Raw genomic sequence first — 23,823 nt, 5'->3', positions numbered from 1 at the left:
AATTCGTCTCTACTGCCTCAGTTGTCGTCGCGGGCAAACGCAGTATTACAACTCACACAACACAATTCGAAATGAAAAAACAAACCGACCGCCCCCGTGAATAATCACGAGAGGCGGTCGGCGTTCGGACCGTTTCGGAGCAGCCTACCGACTGCGCACCAAGAGCGGCAGGCGTCGCCGCGGCCGGTTCACCGCGCCACCGCGCACGACGTGCGGCTGACGTGCTCCGACCAGTCGGTCGAATTCATAGGCCCCACTGCCGGGTTCGGCCAGCCGCCCGGCATTGAAGTCGTCCACCAACTGCTGCACCGTCTGCTGAGCGCAGGACTTGTTGGTCCCGATGAAGCCGGTCGGTCCCCGCTTGATCCAGCCGGTCACATACGCACCCGACACCACCGAACCTCCGGCGCTCTCCAGCACCCGCCCGTCGAGATTCGGGATGATTCCGACATTCTCATCGAACGGCAGCCCGGGCAGCGGCACGCCGCGATACCCGACGGAGGTCAGCACCAGACCGGTTTCCAGGACGTCGGTCTCCCCCGTCGCCTCGGCCCGCACCACACCGTCGGCCCCGGCGACGAGCTGATTGCGCGTCACCTCGACACCCGTCACGTGATCCACGCCCGTGAACGCCGTCGGCGCCGACAGATACCGGAAGACGATCCGCTTGCGCCCGCCGGTCGGCCGCTCGGCCAGCCCGCGCAGCAGCGTGAGCTTCTGCCGCACCTTCTGCGGCATGTCCGCGGCCGGCTCGGGAATCTCACCCTCCACCACAATGTCCACATCCGCGCCCAGCAATCCGACGAACTCCGGGACGGTGAAGGCCGATTCCGCGGGCCCGCGGCGGCCGAGCACCACCACTTCCTCGATCTTGCTGCGCCGCAGCGCCGCCAGCGCCCGGGGCGCCACATCGGTCCCGGCGAGCAGTTCCGGATCGGTGGTCAGCAGCCGCGCCACGTCGAGGGCCACATTGCCGTTGCCGACGATGACCGCGCGCCGCTGCGTCAGATCGAAGTAGCGCCCCGACTGATCGGGATGCCCGTTGTACCAGGCCACGAATTCGGTCGCGGACACGCTGCCCGGCAGTCCCTCACCCGCAATGCCGAGCTTGCGATCGCTGGACGCGCCGACCGCGTAGACCACCGCGTGATGGTGCTCGAGCAGCTCGTCGTGCGAAATATGCTCGCCCACGGTCAGATTCAGGTACGACCCGAATCCCGGCTGCGCGGAGATCACGTCGAACAGCTTGGCCACCTTGCGAGTCTTGGTGTGATCCGGTGCGACACCGAATCGCGCCAGCCCGTACGGGGTGTTCAGCCGATCGATCACCGTCACCGAAACGCCCGGCTGCGTGAGCAATTCGTCCGCCGCGTACATGGCCGAGGGCCCGGAGCCGACTATGGCCACCCGCAACGGTTCCCGCCCGGGCTTGACCTCCGGCGCCGGAATCGGCCGCGCCAGCAGCGGCCGCGGCCGGGTCTGCCGATAGAAGTCGGCATTGATCTCGATGAACGGCTTCTGTTCGTCGGTAAGCTTTTTCGACGACACGATGGCGTCGACGGGGCACGCGGTGGCGCACGCCCCGCAGTCCACGCACGCCTGCGGATCGACGTAAAGCATTTCCGCCGTCAGGAAGTCGGGTTCATCCGGCGTCGGATGGATGCAGTTGACCGGGCACGCGTACACGCACGAGGCGTCGCTGCAACAGGATTGGGTAACAACGTACGGCACTGGACGTCCCTACCCCTCAGGCGACCTTGCCGGAGCGGATGGGCTCCGAACGGTAGCGCGAGGCCGGGCCATCGATGCCGAGAATCTTCCAGACCCGCTTGGCGATCGGGTTCATCAGCCCGATCTCGTGGGCCAGCGCCCGCACATCGATGAAGTAGTCGCTGAAGACCTGCTTGGCCTCCGTGGAGCCGTAGAACAGCTCCTTGCGCACCGATTCCGGGATGTCGAACTCACGGAAGAACGCCTTGGGCGGGGTCGCGATGGAGCGGCCCAGCACCCACATGACGATCGGCATGGCGATGGAGAGCACGAACCGCTGCGGCATGCCCTGCTCGGGCACGTGCTGCTTGAGGAATTCGTGCGCGAAGGAGATGTGGCGGGCCTCCTCGGCGACGTGAATCGCCATGACGCCGCGCATGATCGGGTGCACGTCCTCGCCGGAGCGCAGGATCTGCTTCTGGATGTGGTCGATCGGCTCCTCGCCGGCGAGCACGGCCATGAAGAACAGGTTCGGGAACATGACCGCCACGGGCACGCCGAGGTGGCGCAGCTGCCGCACGATCGGGCCCATGCCGGGGACGTCCGCGCCGATGCGGTTGACCATCTCCTGGAACATCAGGGTGTGGTTGAGCTCTTCGGCCATCTCGTGGGTGCAGTACCGGAATTCCGGATCACCATTGGGCAGCGAGAAGGTGTGCTGGACCATGCCGCTGATGAGGATGGACTCGAATTGCAGGCCCACCTTGGCGACATTGGCCTGCCGGTACTTGCCGATGGCGATCTTCTGCTCGTCGGTCAGCGCCAGGTACCACGGGTGGCGGCCCAGCGGATCGGCTGAACCGGGCAGGATCCAGCGCTCGGGCTTGGTGTTGGCGTCGAAGTCCGGGTTCTCCCAGTCGATGTCCTCGTAGGGATCGAAGTGCTTGTTGACCGATCCTTCCGACAGCAGCAGCAGCTTCTGCGCGTACTCCTGCGCTTCGGCAACCACGGGATCGTCGATGGGTGTCGCGGTCGGAGACATCGTCGTCACCTCTCCAGTCAGCGTGTTATCTGTACCCCATGGTTACAGCAAATCGGAGTACCGTCAACATGCGTTAGCAGGATGCTTGCACGAGTCACCCTCGCGCGCCGAGTTTCGGCGCGCGAACCGGCCGGTAACCTGCGGATCAGAGGGCGGCGACGCGCGTCACGCGCCGGAACAGGTCTGCTAGCACGTGATGGCGATGGGCCGCCGAATCCTGGGCGAGCACCGACTGCCGGGCCGCGATGGCCGCGCCGTCGGCAATGGTGCGCTCCGGATCCGGGGCCACGGTGACCGGCCGGGCCAGCTGCTCGGCCAATACCTGGGCCACCTCCGGCGGGCGCGCGGCGCCGCCGACCACCAGCACCCGGTCCACATCGGCCATGGTCACATCGGCGATGCGCAGGCAGCGATAGACCAGTTTCAGCGAGGCCGTGATGTGCTCGGTGCGCAGTTCCCCGGCGCCGGCGTCGTCGACCACCCGGGAGACGACCGGCCCGTCCGGCGCGCGCCGCAGCTTGCCGGCCACCAGCCCGCCGAAGGCCCGGCCGCCGAAATCGGCCGAATGCTGCGGTATGCCCACGATGGGATTGCTGGGCGCGCCCGCGCCCACCCGGACCAGCGTCACGTCCAGCCCGGAGCCGCCGAGGTCGTAGACCAGCGCCAGGCCCGGCATGAGCGGGCCGCGCTGGGCCTGCAGCCAGGTGGCCGCGGCGATCGGCTCGGCGAGCAGTTCGGCCCGCCCCAGCCCGACCCCGTCGAGCGCCGTGCGCAGGTCGGTCACCAGATTCGCGGAGTACCCGGCCGGATGGGTGACCGCGATGCCGGTGTCCGGCCGCGATCCCTGTCCGGCCGGAGCCTTCCCCAGCACCTCCTCGAGCACGCTGTTGGCCACGGTGGCAATGAGATCCGCGGCCGACAGCGCCCGGTGACCGACCCGCGCGACCGGCGCAGCGCGCTGGGTGAGATCGGCGAATTCGGTAATGACCCGCCCGTGCCGCGGAATGCGGCCGACCCGGGCGGTGCCGGACGAATCGAAGGTCAGGGTCGTGCGCCAGGTGGTCGGCGGGGCTCCCCTGCGACCCGGTGGGTATTTGCCCGCCCGGTCGGCCGCCGTCGCACAGACCGTATTGACCGTGCCGATACTGAGTCCCACACCGAACGCCATCACATCCACCTCGATCGACGAGCCGTATATCGAAACCAGTACCGGCACCCGGTCCTGACCCGACCCGAATTCATGCAACTCCTGCGCCGGATGCTTGCCAACCACCGGACACGAAGTTGTCCGCAACTGCGCCTCATCGGGGCGAGAACCTTCGTGGCCAGGCAGGCGACGGAGGACATACCTTCAACCATCCCGGGTCGCGAAGTGTTTGCCCGGCTTCGGCCATTCGCCGCATACGGGATCAGAGCGGCCGAACGGTACGCAAGTGACGGGAGGCAATGAAATACGCCCCCGCGCCGGAGGATTCGGCGCGTGGGCGTATTCGGGAAAGCGACTACTTGGCCTGTGGCGTCAGGACCGACGAGGACAGGACCGACACCAGGGTGTAGGCCAGGTTGACCATGTCGGAGGCGACGCCGTTATTGCCCATGAGCATCTTGGCCAGCGGGCCCAACATCTGGATGGCGGTCTGCACCAGCGCGCTCATCGACTCCACGTCGACCGTCTTGGAGTTCTTGTCCGACGGCGTCTGTCCACCCGGATTCGTTTGCGCGCCAGGGCTTGTCTGCGCACCCGGACTGGTCTGCGCGCCCGGGGCCTGAGCGCCCAGGCCCGAGGGCACGCCCGGATTGCTCTGGCCCGGATTCGCCTGCACGCCCGGGTTCGTCTGCGCACCCGGCGTCGTGCCGCCCGGCGTCGTGCCGCCCGGGGCCGTGCCGCCCGGGGCCGTGCCGCCCGGCGCCGGATTCTGCGGAGCCGAGACCGGTTTGATCGCCACCGGCGCTTCGAGAGTCGCCGGGCCGATGGCCGGCGGCGACGGCTCCTTGTCGGCGGGCATCGGTTGCGCCTGCGGCGCCTGCGGCTCCCCGGCCGCCTGCGGTTGTGCTTGCGGCACTTGGGGTTGCGGCGCCTGCGGCTCGACCGGAGCCGCGGGTGGAACCGCCACCTGCGGCGGCGCGGCCTGCGGCTGTGCCTCGGCTTGCGGAGCCGCCTGCTGCTGAGGCGCCGCCTGCGGCTGTGCTTCGGCGCCCGGCTGCGCCGGTTGTGCCTGGCCCGGCAGCGGCGCCTGCGGCGCCGCCGGTGCGGGACCGTTCTGCGGCAGTGCCTGCGATTCGGGCGCTGGGGCCTGCGGCGGCACCTCGAACTGCGCGGGCTGCGCCGGCTGGGCGGGCTGGGTCTGCGGCGCGGGTGCGGTGCCGACCTGCTCGCTACCCTCCGACGGAATCGACAGTCCGAGCAGATAGCCCACGATGCCGGTGGTGATCGTGACCGCGTGCCGCAGTTGGCCTTCCGGCGTCTCCAGCTGGGCCGCGTCCTCGGCATTGGCGCCGTTCCCCATTTCGAGGAAGACGTCCGGCACCCGGGTCAGCGCCGGTCCGGCCACATCGGCGCGGGTCTGCAGGCCGTCGACCGCGCCGTTGTAGGCGGCGGCCGGGAATCCGGCCTGCAGGTAGGCGTCGCGCATGGCCCGGCTCGCGGCCAGCCCGGCCCCGGCCTGCACCTCGTTGGCCTTGGCGTCCGGGATCGGCAGCTGCGGCACGATGAGGTGGAATCCGCGGGCCTCGGCGGGCGCGCTGTCGGCGTGGATGCTGACGGCGATGTCCGCGCCGGATTGGTTTGCCGCGGCGGCCCGTTCGTCGATACAGCCGCCCCAGCCGGTGTCGTCGGGACGGCTCAGCACCACGCGCGCGCCGAGCCCCTCCAGCGAGGTGCGCACCAGCTGCGCCACATTCCAGTTGACGGTGTGCTCGGGGATGCCGTTCAGCGTGGTCATACCGCTGGTCTGGCAGGCCTTGGTGCCGCCGCGGCCATCGGTGACCGGGCGCGCGACATCCTGATTGTGGTTGGGCCCCTGATGACCGGGATCCAGGAAGACGGTCTTCCCGACCAGCTTCTGGGGCAGTTCGGGCAGTACCGGATCAGCATGGGCGGTGACCGGCACCAGACCGGCCACTGTCGAGAATGCCGCGGCCGTGACGGCGGTGAAGATACCGGCCTTGACCATGTTCGGCTTCATACGCGGTGACGGCGCTCCCGGGAACGGGGCGCCCCTCCCTTCCCACTAGTAACACCAAACCCAGCTGTTAACTCTGGCAACTCCAGTTACCAATTAGCAAGCCACGTGATCGAACTGTTACCAGTGGTCAGAGGATCAGAAAGCGCTGATCAGCGGTGCCGAGACCGCATCGGGCAACCGACCACTTGCCCTCACTATCCCGCACATACCGGTCGCGACCTTTCATCGTCATCCCGGCGTGTTGTTGGCCGGGATCCACCTCGCCCGGCGGATTCCGGCCAAAAGCACGCCGGAATGACGGGGTTATCCGGCGAGGATGCTGTCGCCCTCCACGCGAATGGCGCGCGCGTCGAGGGCGCGCGGCGCGGGCCCGCCGGCCACGCTGCCGTCCAGATTGAAACTGCTGTTGTGGCATTTGCAGTTGATCTTGCCGTTGCTGACCTCGGCCACCTTGCAGCCCAGATGCGTACAGGTGGAGGAGAAGCCCTGGTAATTGCCCGCGGTGGGCTGGGTGATGACGGTGTCGCCCTTGATGACGCCGCCGCCCACCGGAACCTCGCCGGTGGTGGCGAGCTCGGCGCCCTGCTGCTTGTCCTGCTTGGCTCCGTTGTCGGACGCGGCCGAGGCATTGTCGTTGGCGCCGTAGGTGTCACAGGCGGCGACGGTCACCACGGCGGCGGCCGCGACGCCGGTGGCGGCCAGGGCGCGCCGGCGATCGAGCTGGACAGGGGTGTGTTCGGTCATGGGAGTACTCCTCCGTCAGGGCAGACTCGTACCGTCGGCCGCTGCTTGTTCGACGTGTGGGCGGGGCGCGGGGTTCACCCGAAGGGCTGATTCAGGATCCGAACCCCTTGACCCGGAAATACCAGACTGCCGAAGTGAACCAGAGTCCGACGAATCCGGTGAACAAAAGCCCGCCCGCCACCGGAAGCGCCCAGCCGGGCAGTCCCTTGCGGGTGAGCAACAGCATCTTGGTCACGAAGATGCCGTAGATCAGGCAGCCCAGCAGCGAATGCAGCAGGACGCGGGTGGTGTAGTCCTCGTAGCCGAAGGCGTAGAGGCAGTGCACGGCGACCGGCACGCTCACCAGCACCGCGATCCGGCCGGACCAGACGTGCAGGGGCGAAACCCACTGCCCGCCGCGGATTCCCGGGATCTGCCCGTACATGATGAGCGCGCTGACGACCTGGGTCACCGCCAGCACCACCACCACGGTCGCCAGCCAGGATTTCACCGCGCCCGGACTGGAGAAGCCGGCCAGGCTGACCGCGTAGCCGCGGGGTTCGTGGGTGGCGGCGTAGACGCCGACGACGATGGCGGTGGCCGCACCGGCCAGCACGATCAGCGCGATGGTGAGCGCGGTGGCGCGCCGGGCCGAATCGCGGGGCGTCGGATCAGAAATCGCGGTCATCGCCGTCGACCTTCCGTGCATTGGGGGCGAGATCCGGTGCGGGAACGGTGGATCCGTCGGCCTGGCGGCGGACTCCGGTGATGGAGCCGTCCGGGCGCACGATCCAGCTGTCGCGGCCGGAATCGGAGCGGGCCATGTACAGCCCGGCCGGGGCCTGTACGGGCGGTGCGTTGAATTCGTATTTCTTGTCCGCCAATGTCAGTGTGCCGCTGAGATTTTCACCTTCCAGTCCGGCTTCCAGACTGGAATTGTTGCCCGTCAATGTCATCCGCCCGGAACTGGCCGCGCCGCTGAGCCAGCTTTCGATGGAAACGCCGTCGCAGGCATAGGCGACCGCCTTCGCCCCGGTGACCGTGACCGATAGGGTGATGGGCCGCCCGGATTCGGTCCGGATATCGGTGACATAGTCCGCTTGTGCCGGAAATTCCGAATTAGCCGTGGTTTCAGCGGGATTCGGCGATGTCGCGGTGGGAGCATTGGCCGAGGGATTGTCGGGGCTGGTGACATAATCGGCAATGAGCAGCCCGCCGCCGAGCGCGGCGACAGCGGCCAGGGTGAGGAATGGTCCCGCCCGTTTCATGGCGTGTCCTTTACAAGCAGGGTCCCGAGAGCCGGGGCGAATCAGGCGCTGAGCGGCAGGCGGCGCAGCGAGCGGAGGGCGTAGTGCACGCGGGTCTTGACGGTGCCGACGGGCACGCCGAGATCGGCGGCCACGTCCTGGTAGGCGCGGTCGCGCAGGATGACCTGGACGACGGCGTCGCGTTGCGGATCGGGGAGGTGGGCGAGGAGTTCGGCGACCAGCAGGCCGTCGGAGACGGATTCGGCGAAGTCCGGTTTGGCGTGGCGGCCCTCGGCGAGCTCGCCGATCTCGTCCCAGCTGGTGTCGCCGGGGCGGGCGGCGCGAACACGGGCGATATCGGTGAGCACATTGCGTTCGATGGTGAGCAGCCAGGTGCGGACGCTGCCGCGGGCGGGATCGTAGGTGGCACACGCCTTCCAAGCCCGCAGCAGGGTTTCCTGGACGGCGTGTTCGGCGAGTCCAGTGTCACCCAGGCGGCGCACGGCACGCCAGTGCAACAGCGCCTTATCGGCGGCGAGTACGGCCGAAAGGCCGGAATCGGTACAAAGACGGGCACAATGAGAGGTGCAGCCGGGCGGGCCGGTGGGCACCGCGTCCGGGAGGGGTCGAAGTCTTCTCATGCCCTGAATATCGTTGGCGGTACCTGGAACGACATCGGTGGTTTCTGCCCAATTCCAGCGATCTCCCAAAACAGACCGAGTTTTCTGATAGACCCCTCCCCGGGAGATGCGGGGATCGCCCGAACCGCCCGGCCGTGAGGTTCGGGAGGTCCGCAAGCTCGAGGGAGGAAGACCGTGCGTGGACGCGCGCTTGGAACCGCGGGGGCCTTGGCCGCCGCACTGACACTGATGACATCCGGCCTCGCCGCCGCCGAACCGGCCACCGAGATCACGGTGGACGGCCTGTATCTGGTCAATGTCGATCTGCGGCCGGGGACCTATGTGGCCGACGGCGCCCCGGATCCGGCCACCGGCGGCTGCTTCTGGCGGCGGTTGTGGCACGTCCAGACCGAAACCGATTACAACGACCCGAACTTCTACATCATTGCCAGCGATTTCACCCGCACCAAACCGGTGCGCGTGGTGATCGAGGCCGGCGACGTCGCATTCAGCACCCAGAATTGCGGCGCCTGGCGGCTGGTCCCGGATAAGCCGCACACCGGTTCGTTCGGCTGAGGACACGCCCGAATCAATTCGGATAAACCGGACATTGATGTAGAACGGTTTCTTTTGGGTACCCCCGACAGCGGCACCGCATCACGGTCCGTCCCCACCGGAGGTACGACAATGAACCAATCCGATCCGTCTCAGCATCTTCGATTCGCCTGGCGCAAGAGCAGCTTCAGCGGACCCAACGGCAATTGCGTCGAGGCGGCCCGGCTGCCCGACGGCTCCGTCGCCGTCCGCAACAGCAATGACCCGGACGCCGGCATTCTGCTGTTCCGGAGGTCGGAAATGGCCGCGTGGATCGCCGGGTGCAAGGCCGGAGAATTCGACGACCTCGCCTAGGTCCGCGTCAACCGGACAGTCGAGAGAGCCGCCCCAGCGCCGGGGCGGTTCTCCCGTCGTAGGGTGGCCTGCATGACGAGGCGCAAGATTCTCATTACCGGTGCGAGTTCCGGACTCGGCGCGGGCATGGCCCGCGAGTTCGCCCGGCGCGGCCGCGATCTGGCCCTGTGCGCGCGGCGGGTGGCGAATCTGGAGGAGCTGCGCGCGGAGTTGCTGGCCGCCCATCCGGGCCTCACGGTGGCGGTGCGCGCCCTGGATGTGGACGATCACGCGGCGGTGCCCAAGGTCTTCGGCGAACTGCGCGACGAGCTGGGCGGACTGGACCGGGTCATCGTGAACGCCGGCATCGGCAAGGGCGCGCTGGTCGGCACCGGGCGCGCGCAGGCCAATCTGGCCACGGCCACCACGAATTTCGTGAGCGCCCTCGCCCAGGCCGAGGCCGCCATGAGCATCTTCCGCGCGCAGGACGTCGGGCATCTGGTGCTCATCTCGTCGATGAGCGCGGTGCGCGGACTGCCCGGGAAGAAGGCGGCGTACTCGGCCAGCAAGGCCGGGCTGTCGGCGCTGGGCGAGGGGCTCGCGATCGAATTGCGCCGCAGTCCGATCAAGGTCACCACGGTGCAGCCGGGCTTCATCGCCACCGAGCTGTCCGCCCGCGCCGGTGACGCCAAACTCGTTGCCCCGCTGGACAAGGGTGTGAACGCCATGGTGGCCGCCATCGAGCGGGAGGCGGTGCGCGCCTCGGTGCCGCAGTGGCCGTGGCGGGTGCTGGCGGCCGTCATGCCGGTGCTGCCGCGCGGCGTCATGGCGCGTATGGGCTGAACCCTCCCACGTCCGCCCGGCCCCAACTAGGTTTGCCGGCATGGCGAAATTCACGACCTGGGACGGCTTGCGGCTCAACTACACGGTGTGGGAGGGCGAGGGCGTGCCGGTGGTGCTGCAGCACGGCATCGTCGCCGATACCAATGCCAACTGGATGAGCGTGGGCGTGGTGGCGGCCCTGCAGCGGGCCGGGCATCACGTCATCTCCCTGGACGCGCGCGGGCACGGGCGTTCGGAGAAGCCGCACGATCCGGCGCGGTATTCCTGGCAGGCCATGGCCGCGGATGTGCGGGCGCTCTACGACGAGCTCGGGCTGGATCGGGTGGTGCAGGTGGGCTATTCGATGGGCGGGGTCATCTCACTGCTGGTCGCGGCGGCCGACGCGCGCGTCGAACGGCTCGCGGTGGGCGGCATCGGTTCCGGTGTGGTGGATTGCGGCGGCATCGACTGGCGCGTCATCGCCGCCGAGGACATCATCACGGCCATGCGCGGCGACGGTTCCGCCGCGCGGCCGCTGGCGCGCATGTTCCGGATCCTGGCCGATGCGGTGGGTTCGGATCGGGAGGCGATCGCGGCGGTGGCGGCGGGGCTGAACGAGGCTCCGCTCGAGAGCGTCGCCGAGATCGGCGTGCCGACCCTGGTGCTGGCGGGCGCGTCCGATCCGTTCGCCGCCGAACCCGAACGCCTGGCCGGTGCGCTTCCGGACGCCGGGCTCGCGGTGGTGCCGGGCGATCACCTCATGGCCGTGGCCGATCCGGGCTTCGCGCGGGCGCTGGTCGAATTCCTGGGCTGAGCCGGGCTTTCGATCGGTCGTCAGTACTGGCGGCGGTGCGGGACGAATTCCAGCGTGAGCAGCGCCGCCGCCGCGATGAGCACCTCGCGCAGGCGGACCAGCACGAAGCGCTGATCGGCGAAGGCATGGAACTTGCGCAGGAAGCGGTACAGCGATTCCAGCCGGATGAGCGGATCGCCCAGGCGCACGGCCAGATACACCAGCTCGGCCGCCCGTGAGCGCCGGGTGTCGGCGAAGAGTTCCGGAAAGGCCGCGAACGCCAGCGAGATTCGGGCGATGCCGTGCGCGCGGGCGTAATCGACCAGATCGAGGATCATCCGCTCGTCCAGGCCGTTCGGCGCGTCGCGTCGCCGCCAGGGCACGTCCAGGCTCAATTCCGCTCCGTCGCCGGAGATTCCGTAACGCTGGAAGCCGGCGATCCGGCCGTCGGCGTCGCGGGCCAGGACCACCAGCATGCCGGGGTTACGGCCGTCCAGCAGATGGTCGAGAATCATCGAGAAGCCACGTGTCTGCCGCCCGCTCCCCCACTCGTCGACAATGCCGAGCAGTGCCTCCCGTTGGTATTCGGTGAGCGCGGTCTCTGGCAGCACCTCGGTGGTGACGCCGGCATTGCGGGTGCGGCTGACCGCCTGCCGCAGATTGCGGAACCGGCGGCCGGCCATATCGAAATCGCCGACCTCCAGCACCACATCGCGGCCGACGGCGATGGCGCGCAGCCCGCGATGGTCCGCGGCGCGCTGCTGCCACAACCCGGTGAGCTCCGGGCTCGCGCCCAGCACCGCGAGCCGCCAGCCCTGCTCGGCCGCGAAAACCGAGAATTCACCGATCAATCCGGCGAAGGCACGCCGGTCGCCGATGGGGTCGCCCGCGACCACGGCAATCCCGAATCGCGTCCGATAGGCGACGGCCGCACTGCCGTCGGCGGTGAAGAAGTAGCTTTTGGAGGAGTGCAATGCGAACGGGGCCAGTGGATCTCCCGTACTGCGCCGCACCAGCTCGGCCACCCGGGGCAGCTGCTCGGGCTGCGGCCTGCTGCCCACCGGGAGCACCAGCACGAATCCGCTGGCGGCCAGCAGCACGAACCCGACGGCCGGATGATGGTCGTGGTAGCCGAGATTCGCCGCCACCAGCACCGCGACCGCGGCGGTGAGGTGCGGCAGCGTGACCGGCCTGCGCAGGTGCAGCCCGCGCGCGATGAACAGTCCCGCGATCGAGACCGCCAGGAACCACACGTGATCGGTGCCGTGCCGCGGGGTGCGCTCGGCCGCCCACACCAGCACCAGACTGCCGAGCACCAGCACGCCGATGAGCGGCATGCGGGTGCTCGGCCCGGCCGTGAACGCCGTCTCGCGATAGCCGGTCAGGGTGGACGGCCGGGTCGCCGCGCGCTGCTCACCCATGCGTTCCCCGCCGTGCACCCGGCCCGCCGACCAGCCGTTTCCCCATCACCGCTCCCTCCGCTCCTGCCCGACACACTATGTCGGACAAGCTCACCGGGGCATTCGGTTATTCCAGCCACTCCGGTGTCGGGCCCGCCAGCACGGGATCGGTGATACCGCCGGGGCAGGCCAGCGCCGGTGCGTCCCAGCCCGCCAGCTTGGCGCTGTTGGCGTAGACGGAGCGGAAGAACTCCAGGGTCGAGCCGACCGGATCGGCGCTGGTGCGCGCGTCGTCGTAGGCGTAGTAGGCCGAACCGGCCTCGACCCAGTGCGCGGCGTCCGGGCGGATCGGCAGCTCGTGCAGACCGGCGGGCTCCGGGTGGGCGTAGGAGTAGAAGGTGGGCGCTGGCACGGTGTCGTCGCCGTACCAGAATCCAGCGCTGATCTGTTCGCGCGAATACGATTCGCGCGTCGGCGCTTCCAGGGTCGCGGGCGGGCTGAGCCTGCGGTCGGAGAACCGCTGCACCGCGAGATCGAAGGAGTGCCAGAAGAACTGGACCGGGCTGGTCTTGCCCGAGTATCCGGCGCTGTGCTCCTCGAGGATGCGCCCCACCTGGCTCAGCACCCGGAAGGCCCGCTGCGCGGCCTCCGGATCGTAGTGATGGTGCTCCTCGTCCTGATCGAAGGGTCGTTTGTGATCGGGCAGCTTGTAGGGCTGCGGCTGCGCGATGGTGAGGTCCACGCCCACGTCGCGCAGGGCGCGCATGCTCTCGGTGTAGAAGCTCGCCACCGATTGCCCGCCCAGCGGCACCTCCGCCTCGATGCCCCGGTCGGCGGCAATGCGCAGCACATGGTCGAAGAAGTCGAACTCGCAGGTGAACACCGGTCCATCGGTGGCGGAGCCGAGCGGCACGGTGGTCCAGCCGCGCGCGGTGAGCCGGTAGGTCATGTGCCACCAGTGGTTGCGCCGGATGCCCTTGGCCAGCGCCACCTTGCCGATGATCTGCGAGTAGCGGTGCAGCGTCTCCTTGGTGGGCCGCCATGCCTCGTAGGGCAGGGACGGCAGCACCTCTGCGGTCGCGGTGCCCGGTCCAACGGAGGTTTCGGCCATGATCCCTGCCTTTCGTCGTGAACGATTCGGCACAGCGTGTGCCATGGTACTCAGCTATCAGGTGGCAATGACGTCGGTGCGACGGTTCGGGCGGCCGCGGTCACCGGCCAGCAGTTGCTCGAAAGGCACCGGCTCGGCGTACGGATCGGCGTGCGCGCGAGCCGGGCGGGCGGCGAGCAGATCGGCGAATTCGCCTGCCGCGCGATCGATTCGATCGCTCAACCCGCTGTCCGGTCCGGAACCCGCCGAACCCCAGTCCTCGGAGGCGGCATACACCGAGGTGGGCACCACCACGGCGCGCAGATAGCTGAACAGGGGGCGCACCGCGTGCTCCAGGGCCAGCGAATGGCGGGCCGAACCGCCGGTGGCGGCGATGAGCACCGGTTTGCCGATGAGCGAATCCGGTTCCAGCACATCGAAGAACGTCTTGAACAGACCGCTGTAGGAGGCGCTGAAGATCGGTGTCACGGCAATGACCCCGTCGGCCCGCACGACCTTGTCGATCGCCTCGCGCAGCGGGCCGGCCGCGAACCCGGTGACCAGGTTGTCGGCCAGGCCGCGCGCCAGATCGCGCAGCTCGATGACCTCGAATTCCACCTCCCGGCCGGCCAGGTCCAGCTCGGTCGCGGCGATCAGGCGATCGGCCAGCAACCGTGTCGACGAGGGCTGGGACAGCCCGGCGGAAAGGACGGCGATGCGGATCATGCCTCGACCTCCTCGGTGATCGCCCGGGCGGCGAGCCGCGCGGCATGGGTCGGGCCGTCCGGGACGTGCGCCGGACGCAGGGTGTCGAATTCCTTGCGCAGCACCGGGATCACTTCCTCGCCGAGCAGATCGAGCTGCTCGAGGACGGTCTTCAGCGGCAGGCCGGCGTGGTCCATGAGGAACAGCTGGCGCTGGTAGTCGCCGAAGGTCTCGCGGAAGGTCAGCGTCTTGTCGATGACCTCCTGCGGGCTGCCGACGGTGAGCGGGGTCTGCTCGGTGAACTCCTCCAGCGACGGCCCGTGCCCGTAGACCGGGGCATTGTCGAAGTAGGGGCGGAATTCGCGCACGGCGTCCTGGGAGTTCTTGCGCATGAACACCTGACCGCCCAGGCCCACGATGGCCTGATCGGCCGAGCCGTGGCCGTAGTGCTCGTAGCGGCGGCGGTAGAGCTCGATGAGCCGCTGGAAGTGCTCCTTGGGCCAGAAGATGTTGTTGGCGAAGAAGCCGTCACCGTAGTAGGCGGCCTGCTCGGCGATCTCCGGGCTGCGGATGGAGCCGTGCCAGACGAACGGCGGCAGATCGTCCAAAGGCCGTGGGGTGGAGGTGAATCCCTGCAGCGGCGTGCGGTACTTGCCATCCCAGTCCACCACGTCCTCGCGCCAGAGCCGGTGCAGCAGATGGTAGTTCTCGATGGCCAGCGGAATGCCGTCGCGAATGTCCTTGCCGAACCAGGGATACACCGGCCCGGTATTGCCGCGGCCCATCATGACGTCCACCCGGCCGCCGGCCAGGTGCTGCAGCATGGCGAAGTCCTCGGCGATCTTCACCGGGTCGTTGGTGGTGATGAGGGTGGTGGCGGTGGACAGGATGAGGCGCTCGGTGCGGGCGGCCACATAGCCGAGCAGGGTGGTCGGCGAGGACGGCACGAACGGCGGGTTGTGGTGCTCGCCGGTCGCGAAGACGTCGAGACCGACCTCCTCGGCCTTCTGGGCGATGGTGACAATGGCCCGGATGCGCTCGCCCTCACTCGGCGTGCGGCCGGTGGTGGGGTCCATGGTCACGTCGCCGACGCTGAAAATTCCGAACTGCACGGGTCCTCCTCGGGCTCTCGTCCACATTTGGTGGACATAGCAACCAACTTAACCCTCGGGCATCCCGCGGTATTCCGGGTGTGACCTGGGCCACTCCATCCCCTGCGCGCCACCCGCAAACAGTCTGCGACAACAATGAAACCCGCAGTAGTGCAATATCTTTCGAAGTATCCTGAATATTCCCCGCGCAACAAGGCGCGCCGCGAGACGAGCAACATGCGGCCACAACCACGAACAGGGGGTAGATCCGCATGGCGGACATCACCGTCGGGACGGCATACGCCGTAGTCGTCACCGCGGTCGCCGACCCGAGGCAGATCAACGGACTGGAATGGGACCGCGCCGTGGAGTACCTGCCGAGCCTGGATTCCCGCGCCATGCAGAATTGGGTCCGATCGCAGGAGAAGCAGGGAGCGACGGTCCGGCACGGGGTCGTCATCCCGGGCTCGCATTCCCGGGTCGCGCCCCGCCAGCCCTATCGGGAGGTGTGCGTGCCCGCCGCGGAGTACCAGTTGTTCAGCGCCGCGGTACGCGCCCGGCCGAGACTGGCCCTGGAAACCGCTCGGCGGGAAGAGGATTCCCGCCACCACTCACTGCTGTCGGCATGACAGCAAGAGGAAAAGGGGGCTCGAGCGCACTGCGCTCGAGCCCCCTTTTCACCGAGGGGTGAGGCCAAGCCCCTGAGCGCTCTTGGGGGTTCGGGGGCGAAGCCCCTGAGAGTCCCCGAGAGTTGGGTAGCACGGGACAGGCGGCCGGCGCGAATGACAGGTCGAATTATTCGCTTAGCAGGCGAATTGCATTCATCATCTGGAATGATGCTGTTCCTGCCGTGCCCGGCTCAGTTCCCGTGATACCTATTCAAGTCCCTATTCAGTTGTGGCGCAACTCATTTAATTGCGAACAGCGAGGCGTACACCAGGCGGTCGTGCTCGCCGACGAGCTGCCCGGTCAGACCGTCGCCGGTCACGGTGTGCAACCGCAGATCGAGGTAGCGCTCCTCCTCCACGGTCCGCACCTCGGCGGCGGCGGGCATCCACGACAGCACCCGCTCCGCCTCGCGCTCCCGCTCGCGCGCGAGTTCCGCACGCAGCGAGGCGAGATCACGCGCCGCCAGCGGCTCGGGCTCCCCCGGCTGCGGCTCGGCCTGCCAAGCGGCCACGCCATAGGCGAAGCACACCAACGCCATCCACATCTCGGCGAAGTACCGCGGATCGGGCGCGATCTCCAGGCCCGCGAACTCCTCACCGACGAAGAACAGCGCGCCCAGCTGCCCGGGCAGCAGCTCCAGCCGGCTGCGGAACTGCGTGAGCACCGCCCGCTTCCTGGTCAGGATCTGCTCCAGATGCCCGCGCGCGGGCAGGCCGTAACCGGCGCTGGTGGTCGAAATGTCGTGCCACAGCTTCGAGTAGTCCTCGACGCCGCGCCGGGCCAGGGCCTTGGCGCGCAGCTCCACGGGCAGCACGAAGAACCACTGATCGCGCCCCTCCAGGTAGCCGCCCTGCGCGGCCTGCACGCAGACGGCGTCATCGAAGCGCCGGGTCTCCCCCGCGCCCAGCAGCGCGGCCGAGCACAGCGCGTGGTTCTGCGCACCCTCCTGGATGTACCCGATGTGCAGCGGCACGATGGCCACCCCCGAGGGCGCGCCATTGTGCAGCTCCACGCTGCCGTAACCGACGACGCGGTGCAGCTTCAGCCCCGAGCGCGGCGGCACGATGCCGGGCCGCTCCGGACCGTGAATGGGCACCATGGTGAGCGCGCCCGCGCGCTGCGGCTCGCCCAGCCGGTAGCCGGCCAGGTCGACGGGCGCGCGAACGAGGGTGTCGAGTCGGGTCGTCATGGTGGTCAACGGATTGCTCCTTCCAGTCGGCCGGCCAGGAAGCGCAGCGCGGCGGCGCGAATCCAGGCCGCACCGGACGGGCAGTGGGCGAACAGCCACGGCAGCAGCGCGGCGAAATCGTCCTGATGCCAGAAGCCGTGCGCGGGCAGGGCGGGTGCGGGATCGCGCAGCGCCAGGGTGTCGCTGCCGGTGAAGGTGGCGCGGCACAGCGCGATCGGGGTGCGGATATCGAGGTAGCGCAGCGTCTCCACCACGCGGGCGAGATCGCCGGGCAGCCGGTTCTCGTAGCCGTCGGTGACGATGGCGACGAGATCGGGTTCGGCGTCGAGCGCGTCGAGCAGTCCGACGGCCAGATCGGTGGGCCCGTTCGGACCGGCCCCGACCTCGATGACGGTGAGCCGCTCGCACACCTCCGCCAGCACCAGCCGCAGCGCCTCGGCCTGCGACAGCAGCGCCCATTCGCGATCGCCGTAGCCGCGCATGGATTCCGAGCCGTCCAGCACCACCGCCACGTGCGCCGCCAGCCGCGGCAGGTCACGGGTCGCCGCGGCGACGTAACCGGCCAGCGCGGGCCGCAATTCGGCGATCGGACCGCCGCGGTACACGTGCACCAGGGTGGCCGCGATATCACCGCGATTGGTGGTGGTGACGACCTGCTCCCGCTCGCGCGCGGGCTCCAGCGGCGCGATGGGCTGCCGAGGCAGCGGCACACCGTAGGTTCCGGGCCGGTACAGCGCCCGCACCCGCTCGGCCGCGAGAGCCGGATTCGCACTGAACCGCAACAGCTTCCGATGCAGTTCCGCCAAACCCGCCGGGCCGTCGGCCAGCATGCGCGCGCAGCCGCGGGCGGTCGCCTTGCCGAGCGCGTGCTCGAAGCAGTCGACCAGCGCGGGATGGCGGGCGGCGATGAGTTCCTCGGCCTCCGGATGGTCCAGTACGAAGGCGATCACGGCGCGCGTGACGTGCTTGTTGTTGACGCGCATGCGCCGCAGCGCCAGCAGCACGGTCACCACCAGCATCGGCGGCAGACCGAAAAGCATTGCGCGCGTGGTCCTCTCGAGAATATCCCGGCTGCTCTCGCCCATCCCGGCGCGGGAGGCCGCGAGGAGTTGCAGCAGCACGCGGGCGCGCTGCTGTTCGTGCACGCTGGGCACCAGCGCCAGCAGCGCGTATCCCTCGGGATCGGCGGCGTAGGCCCGGCGGTGCAGTTCCGCATCGTCCCACGCGACGACACCGGCCCGGGACAGCACCAGGGGCGTGCGGTGGGTGCGGAGGTGGTCGAGCATGACTGCGGTGTTCATTCCCGAAGTGTAGGGAGCCTCACACCGGGCGGGCTATTGATTTTCTTTGCGCTACAGACTATTTAGCGCATCACGGCGTGACGATCGCAAAATTGGGATCCGGCTTGTCGAAAAGTCCCTTCAGCTGGGCGAGTACGGCGATATCGCCGTCGACCTTGATATCGCCCTTGGCGATGGCGTCCTGCATGGTGCCGCCGCCGATCATGTTCTGGATGAACCCGCCGCGGGTGAGCGTGATGGTGGCGTCGGGGGCGGGCAGTCCGTCGCCGGGCCAGCGGTCGTAGTGGATGAGAACGCCATTGCGCAGTTCGGCGCGGTGCACGCGATCATTGTCGTCGCTGAATTTCCAGTCCGTGGTCACCTTCGTGTCCCAGGCCTTGGGGCCGTTGACGAACAACGAGATGGCATCGAAGGCCTGATCCACGGTGAGCGCGGCCAGCAGGCCCTTGGAATTCGCGGAGGTGGGCGTGCCGAAGGAACCGTTGCGCAGCTCGTACGCGCCGGAGAGATAGAAGTTGCGCCAGGTGGCGCACTCCGCGCCGTAGCCGAGCTGTTCGAAGGCGCCGGCCTCCAGGTCTTTCGCCTTCTTGTTGTCCGGGTCGGCGAAGATCACGTAGTTCGTCAGCTGCACGGCCCAGCGGAAATCGGCGTCGTCGTAAGCCTTTTGCGCCTTCTTCAGCACCTCGTTCGCACCGCCCATGGCATCGACGTGCCGCTTGGCCGATTCGACCGGCGGATGCTCCCACAGGTGCGCCGGATTGCCGTCGAACCAGCCCATGTAGCGCTGGTAGATGGCCTTCACATTGTGGCTGACCGAACCGTAGTAACCGTGTGTGTTCCACTGCTTTTCGAGCGCGGGCGGCATCCGCATGGCCTCGGCGATCTCGCTGCCGACCATGCCGGTATTGAGCATGCGCAGCGTCTGATCATTGAGGTAGCCGTACAGATCCCGTTGCGTGGACAGGAAATCCACGATCCGGTCGGTGCCCCAGATCGGCCAGTGGTGCGAGGAGAACACCACATCCGATTGGCGCGCATACAGATTGATGGACTCGGTCAGGTACTTCGACCACACGTGCGGGTCGCGCACCAGCGCGCCGCGCAGGGTGAGGATGTTGTGCAGGGTGTGGGTGGCGTTCTCGGCCATGCACAGAATGCGGCGGTCGGGGAAGTAGAAGTTCATCTCCGATGGAGCCTCGGTGCCCGGCGTGATCTGGAAGACCATGCGAACACCGTCGATGACATGCTCCTCGCCGGTCTTGGTGACCGACACGGTCGGATCGATGAGGGTGACGGTGCCGACGGAAGTGGTCTGGCCCAGGCCCGCGCCGATCTGCCCCTTCTCGCCGCGCGGCAGGGCCGCGCCGTACATGTAGGCCGCCCGGCGCGCCATGGCCGTTCCGGCGTAGATGTTCTCCGAGACCGCGTGCTCGAGGAATCCGGCGGGAGCCACCACCGGGCACTTGCCCGCGGCCACGTCCTCCCGGGTGGTCACGCCCAGCGTGCCGCCGAAGTGATCGACATGCGAATGCGAGTAGACGAGCCCGGTAACCGGGCGGTTGCCGCGATGCTTGCGGTACAGCGCCAGCCCGGCGGCGGCGGTCTCGACCGAGATGAGCGGGTCGATCACGACGACGCCGGTATCGCCCTCGATGATGGTCATCTGCGACAGATCCAGCCCGCGGATCTGATAGAAACCGGGCGCGACCTCGTAGAGGCCCTGCTTGATGGTCAGCTGCGACTGCCGCCACAGGCTCGGATTGGCCGAGGAAGGGCAGGAACCCTGCAGGAACCCGTAGGAGTCGGTATCCCAGACCACCTTTCCCTTGTCGTCGGTGATCACGCCCGGTTGCAGCGCCTCGATGAAACCCCGGTCCGCATCGGCGAAGTCGGTGGTGTCGGAGAACGGGTACATATCGGCGACCTTCCGATTGGCTTCGGCAATGGCATCGGTCGGATCGGTCTGCGTGGCGGACGGATTCACCTCGTCGGATGACCCACAGGCACTCAGTGCGCCGCCCACGCCGACGGCGGCCAGTGCCGCCGCGCCGACGCCGAGCATGCCGCGCCGGGACACCCCGCCGGGCCGAGCCTTGTCCGAGCTATCGATTTCTTCGGACTTGTCACCGAGGGCCACCACGCGCTCCTGTCATTGATCGAGCAGGTACACGCGAACCAGCCAAACATTAGTTAGCTGAAAGTTCGCGATACGACACTCACCTTACCGTCTATTGCAGCAAGACTGCAATAGTGGTCCTGCGCGATCCGCCTAACCCGCTCTCACCCGGCCGCGGCGCGCTGTGATCGGATACGGATATGAGTGACGACGGCACGACAGCTCGCCGCCGCAGGCGCAATCCGGAGCAGACCCGCCAGGCGATCCTCGACGCCCTGATCGAGGCACTGCAGGCCGGGCGGTACAACCCGACCGCCAAGGAGCTGGCCGCCGCCTCGGGCGTCTCCGAGCGCAGTGTCTTCGTGCACTTCCCGGATCTCACCGAACTGCGCATCGCGGGCGCGGGCGCGCAGTCCGACTATGTCGAAACACTGATCGTGAACCCGGATCCGGAGCTACCGCTGGACGAACGCATCGACGCCGTGGTGCGGCAGAGCGAGGCCGTCTTCACCGCGCAGCGCAATCCCCGCCCGCTGGGCTTGCTGGAGTCCAAGACGATCCCGGCGGTCGATGAGCGAATGCGGCTGACCGACAAGCGGATCCGCGATGCCCTGGCGCGCGCGTTCGCGCCCGAACTGACCCGGGACGGTACCCAGGACCGGGAACTGCTCGATCTGGTCGAGGCCACCGCCACCTGGGCCTACCGCCATCAGCTGGTCGATCGGCGCGGGCTGTCGCAGCGCGCGGCCTCCGCGGCCATCGGCCGGGCGCTGCGAGCCCTGCTCGATCCGGATCGAGCTCAGCGCTGATCGGGTTCGGCGCGCCTCAGATCTCCACCATCTGATGGTCGGCGACCGAGCGGCTCAGGTAGCGCAGGTGGTCGCTGGAGTCGCCGAGGGTGTGCTCGATGGCGGTGAGGCGGGCGGTGTAGTGGCCGACCGGGTATTCGGCGGTCATGCCGATGCCGCCGTGCATCTGAATGGCCTCCTGGCCGATGTGCCGGGCGGAGCGGCCGATGCGCAGTTTGGCGCGTGAGGCCACGACCGGGTCGACGATGCCGTCGGCGAGGGACATGGAGGCGTACAGGCTCATGCTGCGCGCCAGTTCCAGGGAGACGTACATATCGGCGGCGCGCTGGGTGAGCGTCTGGAAACTGCGCAGCGGGACGCCGAACTGCTTGCGGGTCTTCAGGTATTCGGCGGTGAGCCGCAGGGACTCCTCCATGCAGCCGACGGCCTCGGCGCACAGGGCGGCCTGGGCGATGGCAATGGCGGCGGTGACGGCATCGGTGGCGTCGACGGGTTCGCCGAGGGGTTCGGCCGTCGCGCCGTCGAATGCGATGTCCGCGCCGCGCAGCCCGTCGTGGGTGGCGAAGCCGGTGCGGCGCACACCGGGATCGGCCGGGTCGACCAGGAACAGGCCGAGACCGTTCTCCATGCGCGCGGTGACGATCAGCAGATCGGCGCAATCACCATGCGGGACCGGGTGTTTGCGGCCGGAGAGCGTCCAGGTCTCACCGTCGCGGACGGCCTGGGTGGCGCTCGCGGCGGCGGGCCAGCGCAGGCCGGGCTCGGCGTGGGCGAAGGCCGGGCGCAGTTCGCCCTCGGCGACCTTGGGCAGCAGTTCCTTGCGCTGGGCGTCGGTGCCGGCGCGGGCGATGAGGCCGCCCGGCAGCAGGGCGCAGTCCAGCAGCGGCTCGGGCGCCAGGCGGCGGCCGAGCTCGGTCAGCACCAGCATGGCCTCGATGGGGCCCGCGCCCATGCCGCCGTCCTCCTCGGCGAAAGTCAGCCCGAGCAGGCCGATTTCGGCGAAGGTGCGCCACAGCTGCGGGTCCCAGCCCAGTTCGGTGCCGACGATTTCGGTGCGGCGCTCGGGGGTGTAGCCGCGGGCGAGCACGTCACGCACCGTGTCGCGCAGCATTTCCTGTTCAGTCGTGAGATCGAAATCCATGGCGCTGCCTCACAATCCGAGGATCGTCGAGGCGATGATGCTGCGCTGCACCTCGTTCGATCCTCCGTAGATCGATGTCTTGCGGTAGTTCAGGTAGGTGGCGGTGCTGCGGCGCGCCCAGTCCGGGCTCGACTCGTCCTCGCGGGCCAGCGAATCCGGTCCGGCGATATCGACGAGCAGTTCGGTGACGGCCTGCTGGAGTTCGGTGCCGCGCAGCTTGAGGATGGACGACACCGGATTCGGCTTGCCGTCGGCCGAGCCGGCAGCGACCCGCAGCTGCACCAGTTCCAGTGCCAGCAGCTCGTTTTCGAGTTCGGCCAGGCGGGCGGCGAACAGCGGATCGTCGAGCAGGGTCTGCTCGCCCACCCGGGTCTGCTTGGCGTGCTCCTTGGCCAGCCACAGCCGGACCTTGGTCTGGCCGACGGCGGCAATGCCGGTGCGCTCGTTGCCGAGCAGGAACTTGGCGTAGGTCCAGCCCTGGTTCTCCGCGCCGACGAGCTGATTCGCCGGAACCCGCACGTTCTCCAGGAAGACCTCGTTGACCTCGTAGCCGCCGTCGATGAGCTCGATGGGCCGCACGGTCACGCCCGGGGTGTCCAGCGGGAACAGCAGCATGGAGATGCCGGCCTGCTTCTTGACCGCCGGATCGGTGCGCACCAGGCAGAAGATCCAGTCGGCGTGCTGCGCCAGCGTGGTCCAGGTCTTCTGGCCGTTGACGATGTAGGAGTCGCCGTCGCGCACCGCGGTGGTCCGCAGCGAGGCCAGGTCGGAACCGGCCTCGGGCTCGGAAAAGCCCTGGCACCACCAGATGTCGAGGTTGGCGGTGGCGGGCAGGAAGCGCTCCTTGAGCTCCTGTGAACCGAAGTGCGCGATCACCGGGCCGATCATGTTGGCATTGAAGGTGAGCGGCTCCGGCACCGAGGCCAGCTGCAGTTCGTCGTGCCAGATATGGCGCTGTACCGGCGTCCAGTCCCGGCCGCCCCATTCGACCGGCCAGTTCGGCACGGCCAGCCCGTGCGCATTGAGAATGCGCTGACTGGTGACGATGTCGTCCTTGGACAGGTGCTGCCCGTGCCGGGCGCGATTGCGGATCTCGGCCGGAATCTCGTTGCGGAAGAAGGCGCGGAGCTCGTCACGGAACGCGAGCTCGTCGTCGGTGAGCGCCAATTGCATGCGTTGACCTCCAGTTTCGTTCGACCGGGACACAGCCGGGCGGTGACCCCGTCGATGCCGAATATGATACATAGAAGGTCCAACGTCTCAAATACCTCGATAGGATGAG

General features: G+C 68.4%; 23 protein-coding genes. 6 read left to right on the top strand and 17 right to left on the bottom strand.

What is annotated here, in order from left to right:
- Window positions 1-144: 144 nt before the first annotated feature.
- The 8 genes from ACFVIV_RS30770 to ACFVIV_RS30735 form a co-directional block, all read right to left on the bottom strand.
- Window positions 145-1,731: an FAD-dependent oxidoreductase gene (locus tag ACFVIV_RS30770; protein ID WP_379202336.1), complete on the bottom strand. Its 1,587-nt coding sequence runs from the start codon at window positions 1,729-1,731 to the stop codon at window positions 145-147.
- A gap of 16 nt (window positions 1,732-1,747) precedes the next feature.
- On the bottom strand, window positions 1,748-2,752 hold the full coding sequence (locus tag ACFVIV_RS30765; protein WP_379202335.1) for a diiron oxygenase: 1,005 nt from the start codon (window positions 2,750-2,752) through the stop codon (window positions 1,748-1,750).
- A gap of 145 nt (window positions 2,753-2,897) precedes the next feature.
- Window positions 2,898-4,025 (bottom strand): Hsp70 family protein, encoded by a 1,128-nt coding sequence (locus tag ACFVIV_RS30760; RefSeq protein ID WP_379202333.1) that lies wholly within the window; start codon window positions 4,023-4,025, stop codon window positions 2,898-2,900.
- Window positions 4,026-4,254: 229 nt separating this feature from the next.
- Window positions 4,255-5,925, bottom strand: coding sequence for an N-acetylmuramoyl-L-alanine amidase (locus ACFVIV_RS30755; RefSeq protein WP_379202331.1), 1,671 nt, complete (start codon window positions 5,923-5,925; stop codon window positions 4,255-4,257).
- Window positions 5,926-6,240: 315 nt separating this feature from the next.
- Window positions 6,241-6,681 (bottom strand): ubiquinol-cytochrome c reductase iron-sulfur subunit, encoded by a 441-nt coding sequence (locus tag ACFVIV_RS30750; RefSeq protein WP_379202329.1) that lies wholly within the window; start codon window positions 6,679-6,681, stop codon window positions 6,241-6,243.
- A gap of 91 nt (window positions 6,682-6,772) precedes the next feature.
- A complete protein-coding gene (locus tag ACFVIV_RS30745; RefSeq protein ID WP_379202327.1) occupies window positions 6,773-7,348 on the bottom strand; it encodes a DUF6529 family protein in 576 nt (191 codons plus the stop codon).
- Window positions 7,332-7,928, bottom strand: coding sequence for a hypothetical protein (locus ACFVIV_RS30740; RefSeq protein WP_379202325.1), 597 nt, complete (start codon window positions 7,926-7,928; stop codon window positions 7,332-7,334). The genes ACFVIV_RS30745 and ACFVIV_RS30740 overlap by 17 nt, the downstream gene beginning before the upstream one ends.
- Window positions 7,929-7,969: 41 nt before the next feature.
- Complete coding sequence (locus ACFVIV_RS30735) at window positions 7,970-8,548, bottom strand: sigma-70 family RNA polymerase sigma factor (RefSeq protein ID WP_379202323.1); 579 nt, start codon at window positions 8,546-8,548, stop codon at window positions 7,970-7,972.
- Window positions 8,549-8,776: 228 nt separating this feature from the next.
- Between ACFVIV_RS30735 and ACFVIV_RS30730 the strand changes: the two genes are divergently transcribed.
- The 4 genes from ACFVIV_RS30730 to ACFVIV_RS30715 all read left to right on the top strand — a co-directional run bounded on the left by ACFVIV_RS30730 (window position 8,777) and on the right by ACFVIV_RS30715 (window position 11,051).
- Window positions 8,777-9,103, top strand: coding sequence for a hypothetical protein (locus ACFVIV_RS30730; RefSeq protein ID WP_379202321.1), 327 nt, complete (start codon window positions 8,777-8,779; stop codon window positions 9,101-9,103).
- 111 nt (window positions 9,104-9,214) lie between these two features.
- Window positions 9,215-9,436, top strand: coding sequence for a DUF397 domain-containing protein (locus ACFVIV_RS30725; protein WP_379202319.1), 222 nt, complete (start codon window positions 9,215-9,217; stop codon window positions 9,434-9,436).
- A gap of 72 nt (window positions 9,437-9,508) precedes the next feature.
- Window positions 9,509-10,258 carry an SDR family oxidoreductase gene (locus ACFVIV_RS30720; protein WP_379202317.1) on the top strand — a complete coding sequence of 250 codons (750 nt, stop codon included), beginning with the start codon at window positions 9,509-9,511 and terminating at the stop codon, window positions 10,256-10,258.
- A gap of 40 nt (window positions 10,259-10,298) precedes the next feature.
- Window positions 10,299-11,051: an alpha/beta fold hydrolase gene (locus tag ACFVIV_RS30715; protein WP_379202315.1), complete on the top strand. Its 753-nt coding sequence runs from the start codon at window positions 10,299-10,301 to the stop codon at window positions 11,049-11,051.
- 20 nt (window positions 11,052-11,071) lie between these two features.
- On the opposite strand, the gene ACFVIV_RS30710 is transcribed toward ACFVIV_RS30715, so the two are convergent.
- From ACFVIV_RS30710 to ACFVIV_RS30695, 4 genes are all read right to left on the bottom strand, one after another.
- Entirely contained in the window at window positions 11,072-12,451 is a 1,380-nt protein-coding gene (locus ACFVIV_RS30710) for a bifunctional lysylphosphatidylglycerol flippase/synthetase MprF (RefSeq protein ID WP_379202313.1), read from the bottom strand.
- A gap of 106 nt (window positions 12,452-12,557) precedes the next feature.
- Window positions 12,558-13,541, bottom strand: a complete 984-nt coding sequence (locus ACFVIV_RS30705; RefSeq protein ID WP_379202311.1) for a DUF5996 family protein — start codon at window positions 13,539-13,541, stop codon at window positions 12,558-12,560.
- Between the two features lie 57 nt (window positions 13,542-13,598).
- Window positions 13,599-14,246: an FMN reductase gene (locus ACFVIV_RS30700; RefSeq protein WP_379202310.1), complete on the bottom strand. Its 648-nt coding sequence runs from the start codon at window positions 14,244-14,246 to the stop codon at window positions 13,599-13,601.
- On the bottom strand, window positions 14,243-15,337 hold the full coding sequence (locus ACFVIV_RS30695; protein WP_379202308.1) for an LLM class flavin-dependent oxidoreductase: 1,095 nt from the start codon (window positions 15,335-15,337) through the stop codon (window positions 14,243-14,245). The genes ACFVIV_RS30700 and ACFVIV_RS30695 overlap by 4 nt, the downstream gene beginning before the upstream one ends.
- A gap of 251 nt (window positions 15,338-15,588) precedes the next feature.
- On the opposite strand from ACFVIV_RS30695, the gene ACFVIV_RS30690 reads away from it, so the two are divergent.
- A complete protein-coding gene (locus tag ACFVIV_RS30690; protein ID WP_379202307.1) occupies window positions 15,589-15,945 on the top strand; it encodes a hypothetical protein in 357 nt (118 codons plus the stop codon).
- Window positions 15,946-16,223: 278 nt separating this feature from the next.
- Here the strand turns inward: ACFVIV_RS30690 and ACFVIV_RS30685 are convergent, their stop codons facing one another.
- The 3 genes from ACFVIV_RS30685 to ACFVIV_RS30675 all read right to left on the bottom strand — a co-directional run bounded on the left by ACFVIV_RS30685 (window position 16,224) and on the right by ACFVIV_RS30675 (window position 20,390).
- On the bottom strand, window positions 16,224-17,174 hold the full coding sequence (locus ACFVIV_RS30685) for an ARPP-1 family domain-containing protein (RefSeq protein WP_379202368.1): 951 nt from the start codon (window positions 17,172-17,174) through the stop codon (window positions 16,224-16,226).
- 5 nt (window positions 17,175-17,179) lie between these two features.
- Complete coding sequence (locus ACFVIV_RS30680) at window positions 17,180-18,475, bottom strand: hypothetical protein (protein WP_379202305.1); 1,296 nt, start codon at window positions 18,473-18,475, stop codon at window positions 17,180-17,182.
- Window positions 18,476-18,545: 70 nt separating this feature from the next.
- The gene (locus ACFVIV_RS30675; protein WP_379202367.1) at window positions 18,546-20,390 is read right to left on the bottom strand and encodes an alkyl/aryl-sulfatase; all 1,845 of its coding nucleotides are present in this window, start codon (window positions 20,388-20,390) and stop codon (window positions 18,546-18,548) included.
- A 401-nt stretch (window positions 20,391-20,791) separates the two neighbouring features.
- On the opposite strand from ACFVIV_RS30675, the gene ACFVIV_RS30670 reads away from it, so the two are divergent.
- Window positions 20,792-21,400: a TetR/AcrR family transcriptional regulator gene (locus ACFVIV_RS30670; protein ID WP_379202303.1), complete on the top strand. Its 609-nt coding sequence runs from the start codon at window positions 20,792-20,794 to the stop codon at window positions 21,398-21,400.
- 16 nt (window positions 21,401-21,416) lie between these two features.
- Here ACFVIV_RS30670 and ACFVIV_RS30665 read toward each other — a convergent pair whose 3' ends face one another.
- Window positions 21,417-22,541 (bottom strand): acyl-CoA dehydrogenase family protein, encoded by a 1,125-nt coding sequence (locus tag ACFVIV_RS30665; RefSeq protein ID WP_379202301.1) that lies wholly within the window; start codon window positions 22,539-22,541, stop codon window positions 21,417-21,419.
- Between the two features lie 9 nt (window positions 22,542-22,550).
- Window positions 22,551-23,714 carry an acyl-CoA dehydrogenase family protein gene (locus tag ACFVIV_RS30660; RefSeq protein ID WP_379202299.1) on the bottom strand — a complete coding sequence of 388 codons (1,164 nt, stop codon included), beginning with the start codon at window positions 23,712-23,714 and terminating at the stop codon, window positions 22,551-22,553.
- Window positions 23,715-23,823 lie beyond the last annotated feature (109 nt).

It is taken from the genome of Nocardia sp. NPDC127526 (assembly GCF_042672265.1).
Taxonomy (GTDB): Bacteria; Actinomycetota; Actinomycetes; order Mycobacteriales; family Mycobacteriaceae; genus Nocardia.
The sequence above is the reverse complement of the archived record's forward strand: the minus strand, read 5'-3'. Positions and strand labels throughout refer to the sequence as shown.